Source organism: Lactiplantibacillus sp. C232 (assembly GCF_023806725.1).
Taxonomy (GTDB): Bacteria; Bacillota; Bacilli; order Lactobacillales; family Lactobacillaceae; genus Lactiplantibacillus; species Lactiplantibacillus plantarum.
Window position 1 is genome coordinate 1 of sequence record NZ_JAMSKZ010000024.1, and the last position, 17545, is coordinate 17545.

General features: G+C 42.1%; 21 protein-coding genes and 2 tRNA genes. 9 read left to right on the forward strand and 14 right to left on the reverse strand.

Features of this window, described 5'->3' with window-relative positions:
* Positions 1–139 precede the first annotated feature (139 nt).
* From MZO41_RS15615 to MZO41_RS15640, 7 genes are all read right to left on the reverse strand, one after another.
* The gene (locus MZO41_RS15615; protein WP_286208059.1) at positions 140–1012 is read right to left on the reverse strand and encodes a PD-(D/E)XK nuclease-like domain-containing protein; all 873 of its coding nucleotides are present in this window, start codon (positions 1010–1012) and stop codon (positions 140–142) included.
* Positions 924–1823 carry a recombinase RecT gene (locus MZO41_RS15620; RefSeq protein ID WP_129318308.1) on the reverse strand — a complete coding sequence of 300 codons (900 nt, stop codon included), beginning with the start codon at positions 1821–1823 and terminating at the stop codon, positions 924–926. Before MZO41_RS15620 ends, MZO41_RS15615 begins: the two co-directional genes overlap by 89 nt.
* Positions 1820–2206, reverse strand: coding sequence for a recombination system host exonuclease inhibitor (locus MZO41_RS15625; RefSeq protein WP_129318309.1), 387 nt, complete (start codon positions 2204–2206; stop codon positions 1820–1822). Before MZO41_RS15625 ends, MZO41_RS15620 begins: the two co-directional genes overlap by 4 nt.
* Positions 2207–2347: 141 nt before the next feature.
* The gene (locus MZO41_RS16910) at positions 2348–2476 is read right to left on the reverse strand and encodes a hypothetical protein (protein WP_129318310.1); all 129 of its coding nucleotides are present in this window, start codon (positions 2474–2476) and stop codon (positions 2348–2350) included.
* Between the two features lie 99 nt (positions 2477–2575).
* The gene (locus MZO41_RS15630; protein ID WP_128650934.1) at positions 2576–2821 is read right to left on the reverse strand and encodes a hypothetical protein; all 246 of its coding nucleotides are present in this window, start codon (positions 2819–2821) and stop codon (positions 2576–2578) included.
* Between the two features lie 12 nt (positions 2822–2833).
* On the reverse strand, positions 2834–3349 hold the full coding sequence (locus MZO41_RS15635; RefSeq protein ID WP_128650935.1) for a transcriptional regulator: 516 nt from the start codon (positions 3347–3349) through the stop codon (positions 2834–2836).
* Between the two features lie 246 nt (positions 3350–3595).
* Positions 3596–3826, reverse strand: a complete 231-nt coding sequence (locus MZO41_RS15640) for a helix-turn-helix domain-containing protein (RefSeq protein WP_011101083.1) — start codon at positions 3824–3826, stop codon at positions 3596–3598.
* A gap of 172 nt (positions 3827–3998) precedes the next feature.
* Here MZO41_RS15640 and MZO41_RS15645 point away from each other — a divergent pair, with 172 nt between their 5' ends.
* From MZO41_RS15645 to MZO41_RS15685, 9 genes are all read left to right on the forward strand, one after another.
* Positions 3999–4361 carry a helix-turn-helix domain-containing protein gene (locus tag MZO41_RS15645; RefSeq protein ID WP_011101082.1) on the forward strand — a complete coding sequence of 121 codons (363 nt, stop codon included), beginning with the start codon at positions 3999–4001 and terminating at the stop codon, positions 4359–4361.
* Between the two features lie 11 nt (positions 4362–4372).
* Positions 4373–4786, forward strand: coding sequence for an ImmA/IrrE family metallo-endopeptidase (locus MZO41_RS15650; protein ID WP_003642784.1), 414 nt, complete (start codon positions 4373–4375; stop codon positions 4784–4786).
* Positions 4787–4811: 25 nt separating this feature from the next.
* Positions 4812–6158, forward strand: coding sequence for an SNIPE associated domain-containing protein (locus MZO41_RS15655; RefSeq protein WP_128650936.1), 1347 nt, complete (start codon positions 4812–4814; stop codon positions 6156–6158).
* A 49-nt stretch (positions 6159–6207) separates the two neighbouring features.
* Complete coding sequence (locus MZO41_RS15660) at positions 6208–6768, forward strand: DUF5067 domain-containing protein (protein WP_062690021.1); 561 nt, start codon at positions 6208–6210, stop codon at positions 6766–6768.
* Positions 6769–6822: 54 nt separating this feature from the next.
* Positions 6823–7158 (forward strand): LptM family lipoprotein, encoded by a 336-nt coding sequence (locus tag MZO41_RS15665; RefSeq protein WP_128650937.1) that lies wholly within the window; start codon positions 6823–6825, stop codon positions 7156–7158.
* Between the two features lie 33 nt (positions 7159–7191).
* Positions 7192–7275: transfer RNA gene (locus tag MZO41_RS15670), tRNA-OTHER, on the forward strand.
* 25 nt (positions 7276–7300) lie between these two features.
* Positions 7301–7477 (forward strand): hypothetical protein, encoded by a 177-nt coding sequence (locus MZO41_RS15675; protein ID WP_080396925.1) that lies wholly within the window; start codon positions 7301–7303, stop codon positions 7475–7477.
* A gap of 42 nt (positions 7478–7519) precedes the next feature.
* A tRNA-Gly gene (locus tag MZO41_RS15680) sits at positions 7520–7590 on the forward strand.
* A gap of 68 nt (positions 7591–7658) precedes the next feature.
* On the forward strand, positions 7659–8927 hold the full coding sequence (locus tag MZO41_RS15685) for a site-specific integrase (protein WP_128650945.1): 1269 nt from the start codon (positions 7659–7661) through the stop codon (positions 8925–8927).
* A 112-nt stretch (positions 8928–9039) separates the two neighbouring features.
* Here the strand turns inward: MZO41_RS15685 and MZO41_RS15690 are convergent, their stop codons facing one another.
* From MZO41_RS15690 to MZO41_RS15720, 7 genes are all read right to left on the reverse strand, one after another.
* Positions 9040–10392 carry a glucose-6-phosphate isomerase gene (locus tag MZO41_RS15690; RefSeq protein ID WP_058011857.1) on the reverse strand — a complete coding sequence of 451 codons (1353 nt, stop codon included), beginning with the start codon at positions 10390–10392 and terminating at the stop codon, positions 9040–9042.
* Between the two features lie 220 nt (positions 10393–10612).
* Entirely contained in the window at positions 10613–11470 is an 858-nt protein-coding gene (locus MZO41_RS15695; RefSeq protein ID WP_003642758.1) for a GRP family sugar transporter, read from the reverse strand.
* 234 nt (positions 11471–11704) lie between these two features.
* Positions 11705–12886 (reverse strand): class I SAM-dependent methyltransferase, encoded by a 1182-nt coding sequence (locus tag MZO41_RS15700; RefSeq protein WP_003642757.1) that lies wholly within the window; start codon positions 12884–12886, stop codon positions 11705–11707.
* A gap of 295 nt (positions 12887–13181) precedes the next feature.
* On the reverse strand, positions 13182–14705 hold the full coding sequence (locus MZO41_RS15705; protein ID WP_003642756.1) for an ATP-binding protein: 1524 nt from the start codon (positions 14703–14705) through the stop codon (positions 13182–13184).
* The gene (locus MZO41_RS15710) at positions 14702–15430 is read right to left on the reverse strand and encodes a winged helix-turn-helix domain-containing protein (protein WP_003646617.1); all 729 of its coding nucleotides are present in this window, start codon (positions 15428–15430) and stop codon (positions 14702–14704) included. Before MZO41_RS15710 ends, MZO41_RS15705 begins: the two co-directional genes overlap by 4 nt.
* A 372-nt stretch (positions 15431–15802) precedes the next feature.
* A complete protein-coding gene (locus tag MZO41_RS15715) occupies positions 15803–17146 on the reverse strand; it encodes a PFL family protein (RefSeq protein ID WP_003642754.1) in 1344 nt (447 codons plus the stop codon).
* A 9-nt stretch (positions 17147–17155) separates the two neighbouring features.
* Complete coding sequence (locus MZO41_RS15720) at positions 17156–17425, reverse strand: ACT domain-containing protein (protein WP_003646616.1); 270 nt, start codon at positions 17423–17425, stop codon at positions 17156–17158.
* Between the last annotated feature and the right edge of the window lie 120 nt (positions 17426–17545).

Sequence of the window (17545 nt, forward strand, 5' to 3'; positions counted from 1 at the left end):
ACACTCGCTTCATACATTTTAAAATTGCGGTACGCTCGTCGTTGCTTGAAGTAATCCAAATTCGTCCCTCCTTTACTAATGGGCCTTTCACCCGTTCGGTGGATTCAGTCACTGCTGCATTCAAGCCAATTCTGTTTAATCAATCCATGAGCAAGTCGTCTGCACTAACGACGCTCTCTAACTTTTTGGTACTACGACAATAAGCACAATGTCCGCATTGGGTAGGATCTGCTTCGCCTTTAATGATATTTTGAATATGCTGTTGAGAGTCCAATACCTGGTTCATAGCATTAGTAAGTCGGTACTCCGGTAAATCAATAGCCTGCTTGTCTGGTGGATCCTGTTTGCTTACCGCCACGATGTACGGTTTGCACGTCACGCCGAATTGCTGCTTAATCAACTCTTGATAGACTGCCATCTGAAGTGGGTAGTTATACGCATATACAAACGGTTCCCGTTCACGGCTTTCTTCATTCCAATAACCCTTATAAATATCAGCGGTCGTCTTTAGATCCACGAAGTAACCTTGTTTCAAATTTAGGCAATCAATCTTTCCCTTCCAGGGATAACCACCGATTTCACCAGTTACAATCACTTCTTTATCGCCTTGATAAAGAAGATTAAAATCATGATCGTCAGATAAGGCTTCAATCATGGATTCAGCAATTTTGAAGTCCTTTTTGAGATGGCCTTTGCTTGGGCCCCGGCTTGAAATTGCCTCTGGATGTTCATCAACAAACTTGGCATGAGCTTTCTCGCTTTCGAAGTAGCTGTGAAGCCAATTTCCAACGACTAGCGCCGTTGAGTTCATAACTGGCTCCCATTTACCCTGCAACTCGGCTAACGCTTCTGCTTCACATGCTAGAAACCGTTTAAACACCGTCGGCGACATGTAGGCCCGGTCAGTCCAGTTCTCATAATAATTATTCAGCGTCAGCTTCTGATCCAACATCATTGAGGTTGTCGAAGAGATTTTGCTGGTCGACTTCGTCTTTGACAGGTTCTTGATCATTGCTTGATGCCTCCTTTACAGCCGTTCTAACGGGTTCTTTAGCTGGTTCGGCAGATTCTACCTTCTCGGCTTTATTCTCTGCTACGTCAGCCACCAATGACCTTTTGGCCGGTGTTACGTCTTTTCTATCGTCATTCTCATATTCGTTGCTAGTGGTTTCGTTAACTGCTTGCACGAACAAATCGTTGTCGCTTGAACTGTTAATGTAGAACTTTGCAGCTCGATTAATTACAGTCCGTTTAGCCATTTCCTCTGGGAACTCGTTTTGAACCTTCTTCGTCTTAGCGTGGCTCCAACTGGTGTCGATGTCTTTTTTAGTCATAACAGTGTAGGTCCGGTTGCCATTCAGATCTTCGACCCATGCAAAGGCCCCGATAATTGGCTTATCTAGGTTCTCAAAGCTTGGCTCGAACTCCTTAACCACCAGCACCCCATTTTCACCGCCAATCTTGAACGTATCGTCTTTGTGGACAACCTGTGCCTGAATATCTTTCACATTTGAAAGACGCTTTACAACGCTAATTGAGCCGAAATAGGAGCGCTGCATGACTAACTGGTTGCCATAAGGAATGAAATAGCATTGGTTTTTAGCTGGGCTCAATCCCTGGATTGCCATGTTCATCAACGCCTTGATAACTGATCCTTGGTCACACTTATCAAGTAATGGTTGGCCCTTAGACGTATCACTCAAAATCAAGTAAGCACTGTTTAATGCATTCCCTACTGAATAATCAGGTGGTAATGACAAGCCTTCATTATTCTTCATATCCTCAATATTGTTATTAACCATCGTAACTAACTCATTACTCATGCTTCTTCCTCCTCTGATACCCAGTGATATCCCAGACGTGTCATCATCGTCTCCGTGTCGATGTGTACCAGTAGCTCGTCCCATAGACGGGACTGACCAAACACATCAATCAACCATTGCCAATTAGGTTCCTCACCTTGATCTGGATACAACACACTTACGTCAGTCGAACCGAAAGTGACGATACAAATGGCGCTCAACATATCGGCCTGCATATCAATCGCCCACTGCTTAAAGTCATTGTTATCGACGTAATCTTGAAACAGTTGAGCCTTGTCGAACTCGTCACCATCGTAGCAATAGTTATCCGCGTCAAGTACCCAGTCACGTGAGTCGTTACGTTGCTGCCAATGCTCGTTTAAATCTGCTTGTGCTGGTATCATTTGCCCCACCTCCGTGTCAAACGTTGCCTTAGTGACTGTTTCGGAGTACAATAGAACTCGAAAAATAAAATTTTGTTATGCTCTTGAAGTTTAGCTGCGCGGGTACTTCCAATACTCGAGCAGCTTTTTTCGTACTCAAATTTAGGCTTTAGCGATGCTTTGCATACTTCCAATTCGTTCAACCTCCTTAAATTTGTCAAAAAGATTATTCAATTCTTCAATTGTGATTTGCTTGTAAAGCACATTTCCAATCCGGAATGTAAATTTCATTGTCTTCATCTCCTTAAACACCAAACAAGTTACTAATTTCATGTCGTTTGTACCAAAGAACAGTCGCTATCCAACCTACTATTGCTCCTTCAATCATTGCTATTTCCTCCTATCCTGCTTGCGTTTGTTCTCTTCTGCTCGCCAACGGCTAACTTCCGCCCAATTATATTGGCGGGCCCCTAATGCAACATCAGACGGCAATGGGTAGTCTTCACGTCGCGCCAAGTTGCTTATTGTTGCGGGTGAAACATTCCATTCAGCAGCAAGTTCAACACCTTTGAGCCATTTTTTAGGCTGTCCGCCTGCCTGATACTTAGGATTCTTTTTAATGGAAACCACTTGCATCTTTTATCACTCCTATCCACCGGTACTATCATTTACCTCATCAATCACATGTTGCAGTTGCGACATCGTTATGCCTGCATAGTCAGCTTGTTTTATTAATGCTGTAATCTCAGCGCTAATCTCCTCGACATACTCTCTTGGATAACGTTGAATGATTAAATTTTGCTCCGGAGTTCTAAATTTAGGCTCCGTTGTAATTGCAGCCTCAAATTCTGGTTCCAACTGCTCTCGTTGACTTTGCTCCGTTCGTTGCTTTACCAAGGCAGAAAACATGTCACCTTTAAGTTTTCGATCGCGTTGGAACGAAATTGTGCCGTAATCCAAACTCGCAGCAGTATATTTCAAACGTAGATCATTAATTGCATTCGCTAACGTCCACCTAGTCTGTGGGTCAGTCTTCTTAAGCCCCGCTCTAATTCTTGATACAGTGCTTTCAGAATAATGTGCCTTATCAGCAACTTCTCTCTGCTTATGTCCGCCCATACGTTCGAAGGTTAACGTTAGCTCTTCTGCGAATCGGTTCCGCATTCTGTCACCTCCTGAATTTTTGCAAGTATCTTATGATTTCTTGCAAAGGCAAATCCCTATAATTTAAATAGAGATGTAATCCATTTGCCGAATCTTGAAACTGTTTTCGTTATTGATGTGTTGAAACATAATCCTCAGCTTTTCATCACTCATTGCTTCAAGCGAAACCCGGGGTGTCTCTGGGAAATAACGAAGTAGTGCATTGATTAAAACATCTCTTGTTATTGGCTTCATTTTGGCATCTCCTTATTTACTCGTATTGTGTACTTTATCTTCAAAAAAATAAGTCCATTTAACACGTTTTTTTTTCGATATATCGTTCATTCTTACAGCCATTTTCTTAGCTCTACCAACACTTGGTGTTCTATGCCCTTGTTCGTAAGACGCTAAAGTTGTCTCTGGCATATCGAGAAATTCAGCAGCCTTTTTTTGCGTTAGTCCGTTGATGTCTCTCCACTCTTTTAACCAATGACGCATGTTAACACCTCCTAACTAAGTAATACGTTTCGCGTACCTTTGATGCTTACTAATATAATACAATTCGCGTACTTAGTCAACACAAAAATACTCTAAACGAGTATTTTTTATATTTCTGTACAAAATACGCATTATGCGTAGTAATCTTATAATTAATGAAGGAGGCCTATCAATGTTTGCTGAACGCCTTAAAGAATTACGAAAAAGAGAAGCTGGTCTAACGCAAGAGAGATTAGCAATGCAATTAGGCATGGCCAAAACAACACTGGCTTCCTATGAACAAGGAAAACGACAGCCCGATCTTGAAACACTTTCTAAAATTGCAGATCGTTTTTCCGTGACAACTGACTACTTGCTTGGAAAAAATGGCACGCCAAAATGGGCAACCAAGAAAGATACCATTGACCTGAAGGATTTTCTTGAAGCAAATGAGGGTTCGATGACCTATGGGGGTGAAGATCTTACTGAAGAAGAAAAACAACAAGTGCGTGTGGCAATGGCAACAATATTCTGGAAACGCCACAAGCATGATTAGGAGTTGTACTTATGGATAGAGTAAAAGATATTGTTAAAGCTATTGTCAATCGTTATCACACAGCGGACCCGTTTGTAATTGCGGAAAAGCTTAACATACAAGTGGAATGGTGTGATTTTGGGGCAATGCCTCTGGGTAAAAATGCTTATGACAACCAAGAGCCTATCATACTACTCAATAATTCTATTAAACACACGCCTACACAGTATTTCATACTCGGTCACGAACTAGGACACGTTATATTCCATGAGGGGCTGATTGGGTACTACACTTCCGTTAAACATGGACATTCTAAGTTTGAACGTGAAGCTGATGAATTTTCAGTTGGATTGATGGGAATGCTTTTTATTGAGGAAAATGGCCATATTCCCTATTCATACAGAGAACTGTCCTATCAATACGGGGTACCATTCGACGGAGATTAATATCAATTAATTTGGAGGAATTTTCATGTCACTAGGTGACTTATTCAGAATAAGCGAATTTAAAAATACTATTCAAAAATCAAAAGTGGAAATTGTTCAATTAGAGGAAACCATTGATAAGCTGAAAAAACAGAACGACATTAAGCTATCATTACAGCAAATGAAGCCTGAACAACTTGACCAACTCATTAATTCTAAACGCAAAACACTTGATGAATTAGACAAACAGATTGATCTCGCTGACAAAAAGCGTATCAATGCACTATCTGAAATTGAGAAACAGTCTGACATGCTTAACGAAATAAAAGCCGACATTAGTGACCTTTCTCCTGATTTAGAAATGAGTTCATATGGCCTGTATCAACCGCAATATGACTTTTCTGATTCCTTAGGCTACAAGGACAGATTGCAAGAAATCCGTGATCAACAAAAAAATCTAATCAAAAATAAAGCTGCTTGTATTTTTAACAATCATTGGCAAGTCAACGGAAGCATAGCACAAGGAAGAAAGATGAATCGTAATAATATAAAGGCCATCCTTCGTAGCTTTAATAACGAATGCACAGATGCTATCAACAAAGTATCATATTCAAATTTTGATCGCATCAAAACAAGGATCATTCGCTCATTCAATCAGCACAATAAAATGTATGAAGTTGTTGAAATCAGCATGGTCAACAATTACTTACAGCTCAAATTGAAAGAACTTCATCTAGCTTTTGAGTACCGACAAAAAGTTCAAGAAGAAAAAGATAAGCTTCGTGAACAGCGAGCACGGGAAAAAGAAGAAAAAGCTTTGCAACGGGAAATTAAAGCTCAACAAAAAATGCTTAATAAACAGATCGATCATTACTCAAAAGCAATTCAAGAACTTCAAGAAAGACAAACTCAAGATCCTCGCAACGAGGGATTAATAGCCGAAATTGAAAAATTAAAGCAAAAACTAACACAATATGAAGATAAAAAGGCAGCGGTGGATTATCGAGAAGAAAACGCAACCGCCGGATATGTTTATATCATCTCTAATGTTGGATCGTTTGGTAAAAATGTCTTTAAAATTGGTGTAACCCGCCGCTTAGATCCAATGGATCGTATCAACGAGCTCGGAAGTGCTTCGGTTCCATTTAAATTTGACGTACATGCATTAATATTTAGCGAAAACGCATACCAATTAGAATCTGAACTACACCAGCGTTTTTCACAAAAGCGTGTCAATATGGTGAACAACCGTAAAGAGTATTTTCACATTTCTATAAACGAAATTGAAGATGAATTAAAAAAATACAGCAATTTGACTGTAGATTTCAAAGAAGCTCCTGAGGCCGAAGAGTATCGAGAGAGTTTGGCTATTAGCACAGAATCAAAGCAATAATGTTATTGAAATTGGATTTGGGGAATAAATTATATTGGAGGAAACATCAATGAAAAAATACAGTGTTTTATTACTAGCTGGAATGACCGCATTGTCGCTCACCGCATGCGGAAATAATAATAGTTCTAAAACTAATTCCGTTAATAGCTCCAAGGCAGAAAAAGTTTCATCAACAAAATCGACTGATCCGTCAAATGACAAATGGACGTTTAAAGATAATGTTTTCTCAGCCGGAATTGAAACTTATAAATTTACGAAATCGGAAATCCGTGATGGCAGCGAAGACGGAACTAAAATTTTAGTTCTCTATTGTGACGTTACTAACAACTCTAAAAAGGAACAGGATCCTTCAAATATCTATACTGTAGTAAATGCTTATCAAAAAACAGATACAGCAAACAAACAACTTTTGCCCGGCACACCCAAATATGACGATAACGGTAATAATCCAATACAAAAATACGAAGATGGCCTAAATGATAAATTGTTGCCAGGGAAAACAACGCAGGCGGCGGTTATGTTCAAGTTAGAGAACAAAAATGATGTAACGGTCAAATTCAATAACGCCAATTTCCAAACTATTGGGACAAAAACATATTCTGTAAATTAAAATATTGGCTTGATTCTAACCGTAATAAACCATGTAAAGACTGGAGAATTTGTTATGAAAAAGATGAGCATTGGTTTTGTAGCCATTATAGCTATAATTTTCACACTAGCTGGTTGTGGAAACAAAAAGCCTGATTATACTGCTTCAACAGCAGAATCAGCATTAAATGCTAATAAAGATATTGAGGGAAAAACCGTTCAATTCAAGGTCAATAAAGTTGTTCCAAATAGCGCATTTGGTTATAACCTTGAAACTGGCAAGCACTTGAATTTCGTAAGTTCTGAAAATCCCAAGGTGAATAAAGGTGAAACAGTTACGGTAAAAGTTAAGAAGACTAGCTCATCTGTGGGTTCTTGGGTTATATCATACACAAATCTCAAAAGAGATTAACTGTAAATAATTGGCCCTTAGTTGGGCTTTAACGCGAGTGTAGTTCAACGGTAGAATAGTGCTTCTTTTCTTGTCAATTAGTAATCACATAAGCAGGTTCGACTCCTGCCGCTCGCTTTAACTAGAAAGAAGGCTTAATGCTATGGATAATGAAATTTCAAAATACGAGCTAATTGCCACGATGAAGAAAGATATACAGACATTTATGGACTCAGAATCCATGTTATATCTAAAAAAAGATTCATATTCAACAGAAGAATATGACCGTATGCTGACAGAAATAAAAGATGATTTGAAAACACGGCTATTGCAAAAATAATTATGAACTCAGTAAATGATAGTCAGCCCTAGCTGACTTTACGCGAGTGTAGTTTAGTGGTAAAACGACAGCCTTCCAAGCTGTAGTCGCGGGTCCGATTCCCGTCACTCGCTTATACCCCATCACGGGGTATATATTTTTATTATTTAGAGAACATAAGTTCGAATCAAGGAGGCTTATTATGGCAAACATTTCAAAATATCAGTTAAAAAATGGCAAAACGCGATATCAATACAATATTTACGCTGGAACTGACAAAGGTACCGGTCAGCGGAAGAAGATCCATCGTCGTGGGTTCACCTCTTACAAATCAGCCAGTGACGCTGCAAAATTAATAGAAGCAGAAATAATTTCAAACAAACGAAACGTTACACCTCAAAAAGCTTGGAGTTTGGGAGAATTTTTGGACTACTGGATAACTCACCTTAAGTTAAATGTAAAAGAAGGTACACGTATTGTTCATCGTGAAAACATTGAGACTTATATCAAGCCAAGAATTGGTAGCTATCCATTAACCGAGTACACTCTTGTAGAACATCAGCGCTTTATCAATGGTCTTTTCAGCGAAAAAGGAGTTGGAAGAAAAAAACAAGGCCTAAGCTGGGCTACCGTAAAATCAATAAATGGAACACTTTCTAACGCTCTAAAAAAAGCAACACAGCTCGGGTTTATTGAGTCTAATCCAACTATTGGAGTTGAGTTTTCCAGAAAATTCAAGCCTCAAAAACGTGAACTTCGTTACTATACTCTTGATGAAGTTAATGTTTTTCTGGAAACAGCCAAACAAGAACAACAACCATCATGGTACCCCTTCTTCCTGCTAATGTTCGACTGTGGTTTACGACTTGGCGAAGATTTAGCATTGAGATGGTCTCGGGTGGATTTCAACAAACGCACTTTGACAATAGACCAAAATAGACTCTACCGGGCTGAAGCTGACCAAAAAAGGCAGCTTAGAGAGTCCGGTGAAGTAATTGATGACTCTTACCTATCAATTACCCTGGACGACCCCAAAACAGAGCACAGCTCTCGTAATGTACCGTTAACTGCTCGTGCTTATACTGCATTACTAGAACTGCGTAATAAGCAATCAGCATTGCAAAAAGTAGTTACAATTAACCCAAATCTGCAATCTGATCCCTCAAGCGATTTTGTATTTAGACGTTTCTATTTAACTGCTGGCAATGTTGGTGAGCCTATATCTTCACGAGGGGCTGAAGGTGCCATGAAGCGCATTGCTAAAAATGCCGGCCTAAAACATCTCAATGTTCATGGATGCCGCCACTCATTCGCAGTACGCTTGCGTGAAGCTGGCGTCGATATGGAAAACATCAGAGACTTGATGGGCCATGTTGATTTGACCACTACTCGTATGTATGCAGAAGTTACTCCCAAGATAAAAGAAGATGCGATGTCAAAGCTGGAAGATTATTTGAATAGTAGCAATTAAAAAAGCCCCAAAACGCATTTTTTATGCTTTTAGGAACCACAATGGGAACCATTTAAAGCAAAACAACGTTTTGGAGTTTTATTAATTTTAAATATTAGTGTGTCACAAGCCCTTATTTACTAAGGCGTGAGGTTAACTTCTTAGTTAATTCTTCGTAACCAGGCTTGCCAAGTAAGGCGAACATGTTGTTCTTGTAAGCTTCAACACCAGGTTGGTTGAATGGGTTGATCCCGTTCAAGTAACCAGAAATGGCAACTGCAGCTTCAAAGAAATACATCGTGTAACCTAACGTATAGGCATCCTGTGAAGGAATGTTAACGACCATGTTAGGAACACCGCCATCAACGTGGGCCATAATAACCCCTTCGAAAGCTTTGGTGTTAACTTGAGCCATCGTCTTGCCTTCAAGATACTTCAACCCATCAAGGTTTTCGGTTTCCTTAGGAATGTCAACATCACTAGTAGCGTTGTCAACTTTAACGACCGTTTCCATCAAGTTACGACGGCCTTCTTGGATATATTGACCCAATGAGTGTAAGTCAGTCGTAAAGTTAGCTGATGATGGGTAGATCCCCTTTTGGTCTTTCCCTTCAGATTCACCCATTAATTGCTTCCACCATTCTGAGAACATCGCCATGTTTGGTTCGTAGTTTTCAAGAATTTCAGTGGTGTAGCCCTTCCGGTACAAGATGTTCCGGTAAGCAGCGTATTGGTAAGCTTCGTTCTTAGATAAATCGGCATCTTTGTATTCATTTTGGGCATCCGCAGCACCCTTCATTAATGAATCGATGTCGCCGCCTGATACCGCAATTGGTAACAAACCAACTGGTGTCAAAACAGTGAAACGACCACCAACATCATCAGGAATAACAAAGGTTTCGTAGCCTTCAGCGTCAGCTTCTTGCTTCAACGCACCGCGCTTGCGGTCAGTTGTGGCATAGATCCGGCCCTTAGCAGCTTCTTCACCATACTTCGCGATTAAACGTTCCTTGAAGACCCGGAATGCAATTGAAGGTTCCGTCGTAGTCCCTGACTTCGAAATGATGTTAACAGAGAAGTCACGGTCGCCGATTAAGTGAATTAAGTCGTTGACGTATGAAGATGAGATTGAGTTCCCAGCAAAGACAACTTGTGGGAATTTACGGTCTTCACGTGAAAGTGATGACCAGAAAGTTTCGTGTAAGAATTCAATGGCTGCCCGTGCACCGAGGTATGAACCACCAATCCCGATTACAACGAGGACGTCTGAATCGTCTTGAATCTTCTTTGCAACGGTTTTAATCCGTGCAAATTCTTCCTTATCGTAATCTGTTGGTAAATTTAACCAGCCACGGAAATCATTACCGGCGCCGGTTCCTTCACGCAGCTCCTTATCAGCAGCTGTGACCATAGCTTGCATTTCGCCAAGTTCGTTATCATGGACGAACTTAGTTAAATTAGAGCTGTCAAATGAAATGTGTGCCATTTACTATTACCTCTTTCTATACGTATTTACATGTCATATTATACAATAGCTCGCCTAATAATGAAAAGCGCTTCCTCCCTTTTTTCGTAAATTTTCGTCATTTGTGTAAAAAATAAATACAATTATTAACAAAAAAGGTGCTGATAACTTACCGTTACCGCACCTTCAACAGATTTTTTTAATCTGTAAATCAAATAATTAATTTTTTAGTAAAGCTTTACTAAGCCTTCATTAAGGATAACGCGACCCCACCAACAATGACCAGGATCGAGCCAATCACCACGTAAACCATTTCTCGCTTCGTCTTGTGCTCTCCTAAGAGGTAGATACTCCCAAACGTCGAAATAACAATTCCCATTTGCGAAAGGGAGTATGCGACAGCTTGTCCGATTTGGGCCATTGCCATAAACATGAATAGATTCCCAATACCCCAGACCAGACCAGTGACGATATTACGATAAGTTGCTTTAACAACCCATGGCTTATCCTTAAAGGACCAGATCAAAGCACCCAGCAACATCCCAACAGCTTGAGGCATTACAACTGCCTGTGCATTGACGTTACCATAATGGACCACAATCGTATAGCCAGCGTATCCAATCGTTGATAAGATCAAGGCACGAATCCCAACACCCCAATTTTCAGAAGCACTACGGTTCGGATCAGTCTTATCAGTTAAGGAAGTTAAAACAGCCCCGGCAATCAACACAATTACAGAAGCGGAGCCAATCCAATACATGTTTCCGTGCCATTCATTGAATAACAGCACACCGGCCAACGCATTAGCAACCAGTTGCATCCCAGTTGAAATCGGCGTAGTCCGTGAAATACCAACCGCCTTCATTGACGTAAATTGTTGACCTTGACCAATACTCCAGAATAACCCAGAGACAATCCCAATCAACCAAATTTTGCTTGTTAAAGTTGGCTGTTCTACGGCCCAGAGTGCCAAGCCAAATACCAAGGCTCCCATGGTCATCCCAAGGGTCTGTTGCCGAGCGGTACCGCCCATTCGGCCACTAATTAAGCCGATACTGCCCCACGCAATCGCAGGAATCAGTGCAATTAGAATTCCCATTACTAATAATCCTCATTTCTATGTTTTCTCTCTTGCCTAACGACAAGGAATTATTTTACCAGTTAAGTAACCGTTTTACCAGTCACAATCAGGGATTCAGGGTTAAATATAATTATTTTTATATTTTCATGAATTCGTTTTCTTAGCGATAGGGACCGTTTTCAATTAATGAAAACGGTCCCCGAAATACCCTTTAAAATTTTTTTCTATTCCACTTAAATTATGGCGCACACACTACTTATCGAGTGTCAAAACCAGAACCTTCAAATAGTTGCTTGCCAAGTAAGCCTTGCGCGTCACGAAGTCTGCTGGTAACCGGAACGTCTCACTAAGTGTGAAGTGCCGATCACTGCCGACAAAGGCCGCCGTGACCGCGGCTTTAAACTTCTTCATTGAAAAATTATTCGCAGTCGTTGCAATCACTAATTGCCCATCACGCCGAACAACTGGTAAGGTCGCTGTCAATAAGTCAGTTAAATCAGTTGCAACTTGGAACTTCTGCTTTTTCACCCGCGCAAAAGTCGGTGCCGTTACGACAACAACGTCATAACTTAGTCGGTGCTTCTGGGCGTAATCTAGATAGCTGTTCACTTCGATTGCTCGAATTTCCTGCTTATCAGGGTCAATATTATTGACCGCCAATTGATCAGCGGTCTCTTTGGCACCCTTCTTACTTGTTTCAATGGAAATCGTCTTGGCAGCACCCGCAACGGCAGCAGCAGCCGTAACCCCATTTTCCTGGCTAAACAAGTTCAAGACCGTCTTACCTTGCAATTCGGCTCCGGCCAACCATTCCCGGATGGGACGCATATCTAATAGTAACCCGGTCGTTAAATCATCAGCAAGGTGTAATGGATACGTCACCGCGCCTTCAGTCACTAATAACGGCTCTGGTGCTGCTTCACCCGTGACGAGTTGACTCTTTAAGTTAGCTTCTTCGACATTAAATCGTAATTTCGCATAGATGCCTTTAAATTGATGTTCAGTAGCCGCTTCAAAAGCCGCATAGATCATTTCGCGTTGCTGGTAAACACCTTGTGCGTACCATGTAAAGACATAGTAATCTTGATAACGATCGATTGTTAACCCGCCGAGACCGTCGCCATCCGCATTGAAGACCCGTTGTGGTAACTGTGGATCCATGCTCGTTGCTCGCCGGACCAACGCCTGTTTGAATAACTTACGAAAGTAATCGGTCGTTGGCGTCTCACTTTCATCCAAGCTCAAGACCCAGCCTAGTTGCCGACGATGCTTCGCAATCAGCGCGTAGCCCATAAATTGAGAACTTGCCATTAACGCCACAAAAGAGCCATCGGTTAGTTTCATACTCGGATCCTTGAGATCATCTTGTACGAGTAAAGGATAGCCGTCCTTGACTTTACGTTGCGAATTTCCCGTAATTTGTACTCTTTGCATAGTTGTTGTTTCTCCTATTCATTTCAAATCTTATCTAAACTATTGATAAATCGCTGTTTGCAGCCTTGTTAAGGGTAACATATTTAGCCTCAGAGTGCGAGGTAGAACAGTGTCAATCGCTGAAAAGTATTAGGCTTAAGGTCCGCAATCGATTACTATTAAACGTCCGTTCCTACTATTAATGATGGGTTATTGCTATGGCCCACCGTTACCCCGCATTAGCAAAACCGGGCCTCGAGATCATTACGATCCCCAAGCCCGGTCCGTACGGATTTACCCGCTTTAAACTATCACGTTAATCATCAATAATCGGTTTATCAAAACCTTCATCTGGGAAAGTAACGGTAAAACACGTCCCTTCATTCTCCACACTGTCAACCTTGATCGAACCACCATGTTGTTGGACTAATTGATGTGAAATCGCTAGCCCTAAACCTGATTCACCATACTTCGTATTCTTTCGTGATGGGTCAGCCTTATAATACCGTTCCCAAATATTTTTGACTTGGTCCGGTGTCATCCCAATCCCATGGTCTTGAATCGCGACAACCGTCGCATGATCCGTACGGCTACCCGTTACTTCGATCACGTTAGCTTGTGAAAACTGAATGGCATTCTGCATGATGTTAAACAAGACCTGAACAAAGCGATCATAATCGGCCCATACTGGCAGTTTCTCGGGAACCGTCAGCTTGAATTCATCATCCGCGGCGGCCGCTTTCTTTGTGAGCTGTTCAACTAAGTTATGCAAAACCTCGGCGCCATCAAAATTGGTCTTGTTCAAAGCAATCTGTCCGGTTCGAATTTTTTCGTAATCCAAGTTCTCATTGACTAGTCGAATCAACCGTTTCGTCTCATTTTGCATCAGTTCAATTGAATGACCCTTGTCTTCTTCTGGAATAGCATCGTACGCTAACCCTTCCAAAATACCATTGATCGTAGTCAACGGCGTTCGCATTTCGTGGGCCGCATCGGCCATAAACTCCCGACGCCGCTTTTCCTGTCGCTTAATTTCTTCATTGGAAGTTCGCAGGGAGTTGACCATGCCGTTGAAATCATCCGCCAAGTCATCAATCTCATCCTTATGATTACTGTCAACTTGAATGTCAAAATCACCATTTGCGACCGAGTGCGTCGCGTACCGCAATCGATTAATACGACGAACAGAATAACGTGCCAAAATGTAACTTAACAACAGAGCCGCAATCCCCGAGACTAACAGTGCAATGAACAGATTTTTTTCGATCTGCTGTTCATTGGCCTGCAAGGTCTGTTCAAACGACCCAATCGAGATGGCCCCAACAAACTTCTTCGTTGCTCCATTCTTATAGAAAAGGGGCACTAAAACGTCAATGGTTCGCAACGACGGTGTATTCACGGGTTGATCACGATTGCGTGTTCTGAACGTTACGTGGGGCGACTGCGTAATAATCTTATTCCGCTTCAGCTTCTTCCAATCTTTGGCTGAGATCTTGGGATCATAAATCGAGCCACCAGGGGTCCCACTCATTGTTGTCCCCATACCACTTGGATAGACCAACTTTTTGTTAGCATCATATACCGAAAAGTGAATATGTTGATCTCGTAAGATGACGGTCCCATCATTTAGAAATTGTTGATTAAACCCGACAACTTGATTAGTCTTCGTATTATACCGAATAGCTTCCTTTTCAATACTCGCGGCGTACTGCTGCAATTGTTGCCATGAGTTTTGATAAAGCATCGTTCTAGTCGTTCGAATAAATGAAAATCCGAGGACGACGATTACCGTAATAATGACAGCAAAGAACGCTAGCATTTGTTGATAAATCAGTTTCATTGAGCGTCAACTCCACTATCATCAAACTTGTAGCCGACCCCCCAAACCGTCTGAATAATTTGTGGCCCAGCTTTTTCAATCTTTTGGCGCAATTTTTTGATATGTGCATCCACAGTACGTTCGTCACCATAATATTCATAGTCCCAGACCAGTTGCAAAAGTTGTTCGCGTGAGAAAACTTGCCGCGGCTTTTGAGCTAAGGTCTTCAATAAATCAAATTCTTTGGGGGTCAAGTCTTGAATTTGTTTGTCTGCTAAATAGGCTTCCCGCGTCTTGGTATTCAGTTTAAAATGGTCCGTCTGAACATCAAAGGAACTCACCGTGCTGGCAGGTTGGTCAGCCGGCGTGGTCTTAGCCAAATCTGCTCGGCGATGAAGGGCCTTGATCCGAGCAATCAGTGTAATCGGTGAAAACGGCTTGGTGACATAATCATCAGCGCCCATCTCTAAGCCAAGTACCTGATCACTTTCCGAATCACGGGCCGTCAACATAATAATTGGTACAGTTGGGGAAGCCTTGCGAATATCCGCACTAACTTGCATGCCATCCTTGCCTGGCAAGTTCAAGTCGAGCGTCACCATATCCCAGCCATCGACATCTTCATTGAACATTTCGACAGCTTCATTGCCATCATAAGCAAAATGGGCATCCCACTTTTCCTTCTTAAAAAACATGGCCATCATTTCAGAGACCGATTTATTATCTTCAATCATTAATAATTTCATAGTGCAACGTCCTCCAAGTTAATTACGATTGCTAACTTTGTTGATTAATCATCATTTATTAACCTATCTATTATCATACCCTACTTCGCGCTAGGATTCAGGATTAGTATAACAACAAATTAATAACAAAGCGTGCACGATTTGTGAAATAACTGTGTCATCCCATCATTGAGGGACACTTAATAATCTTGGCACATCAGTCACACATCATACCAGAGTCATGCTCACTGACATAAAAAGCACGATTTTCTGCCGTTCATACCGACCAGGAAATCGTGCATCATTCAGTTACATTTCACGAGTTGCGAGCGTGAAGTCACCATTTAAGTTCAGGATGACTGCCGGTTCGCCCCTTCACAACGTCCACTGTGCCTAATTCTTAAAGGAGTGGATTGGTGCCGGAATATGACCCCCACGCTTAATGAACGTCGTTGGTTGATTGGTGTTGACCGGCATAACTGGTGCTTGACCGAACAAGCCCCCAAATTCAACCGCATCACCAACACCTTTGCCGGTAGCTGGTATGACGCGCACCGCCGTTGTTTTGTTGTTGATCATCCCAATCGCAGCTTCATCGGCAATCATCCCACTGATAGTCGCGGCACTAGTATCACCAGGTACTGCAATCATATCCAGACCAACTGAACACACTGCTGTCATCGCTTCAAGTTTTTCAATATTCAAACGACCAGCACTGACCGCCCGAATCATCTCAGCATCTTCAGAAACCGGAATAAAGGCACCCGACAGTCCACCGACATGTTCGCAGGCCATCACGCCACCCTTCTTCACGGCATCATTCAGTAAGGCCAACGCCGCCGTTGTTCCCGGCGCACCGACACTTTCCAACCCGATTTCTTCCAGGATCTCAGCAACCGAATCGCCTTCGTTAGGCGTTGGTGCCAGTGATAGATCAACAATCCCAAATGGGACGTGCAACCGTTCTGACGCGATGGACCCAACAAATTGCCCCATCCGCGTCACTTTAAACGCCGTCTTCTTAATTTGTTCCGACACAATGTCGATCGACTGACCGCGAACTTCTTCTAAGGCTCGTTTTACGACACCAGGGCCACTGATCCCAACATTAATAACTCGATCAGCTTCACCAACACCGTGAAAAGCGCCCGCCATGAACGGATTATCGTCGACCGCATTGGCAAATACCACTAAACTCATGCAATTGACTGGATCGTCAGCCGCAATCTGCTTTATAATACGACCCATTTCACCGACCGCGTCCAAGTTGATTCCAGCCCGTGTCGACCCGACATTTACCGAACTGCAAACACGGCTGGTTGCAGCTAACGCGGCGGGAATCGATGCAATCAGTTTGCGGTCCCCACTTTGATACCCCTTCTGAACCAGGGCGGAGAAACCACCAATGAGATCGACACCTAGCGCTTGAGCTGCCCGTTCCATGGTTACTGCGTACGCGACATAGTCTTGATCCTGACTCGCAGCCGCAATCAATGCAATCGGTGTTACCGCAATTCGCTTATTGATGATAGGAATACCGTACTCTTCTTGAATTTGAGCGGCCACTTTGACCAGGTCCTTCGCGCTAGTCGTGATCTTATCATAGATTTTTTGCCGGGCCCGCTCACCGTCACTATCAACACAATCAAAGAGCGAAATGCCCATTGTGATTGTACGAATATCAAGATTTTCCTCGGCCACCATCTGAATTGTTTCTAAAATTGAACGACTTTCCATGGTAGCCTCCTATAACTTCTGAATTGCGTCAAAAACCGCTTGCCGTTGAATTCGAATCGTTAACTCTGATGCCTCACCGAGCGATTCTAACGCCGCTTTGGCTGCCGCAAAACTTAATTGCTGGTCATCCCATTCCGCCGATAGCATCATGGTAAAATTATGATCCATCAAGGTTTGCGAAATATCGACAATATTGATTTTTAAACGTGCTAACTCGTTCGCTACTTTTGCGACAATTCCCACTTGGTCCTGTCCCACAACGGTAATAATTGCTTTCATCTTTATAGCCTCCGTTAGACGCATCATTATTCGCGTTTGATTGTTCATATCATAGCATGAGTTCTTCTGAAACGCACCCGTTACTTTTGATGAAGTAACCCATGAGAATAATAAGAGATT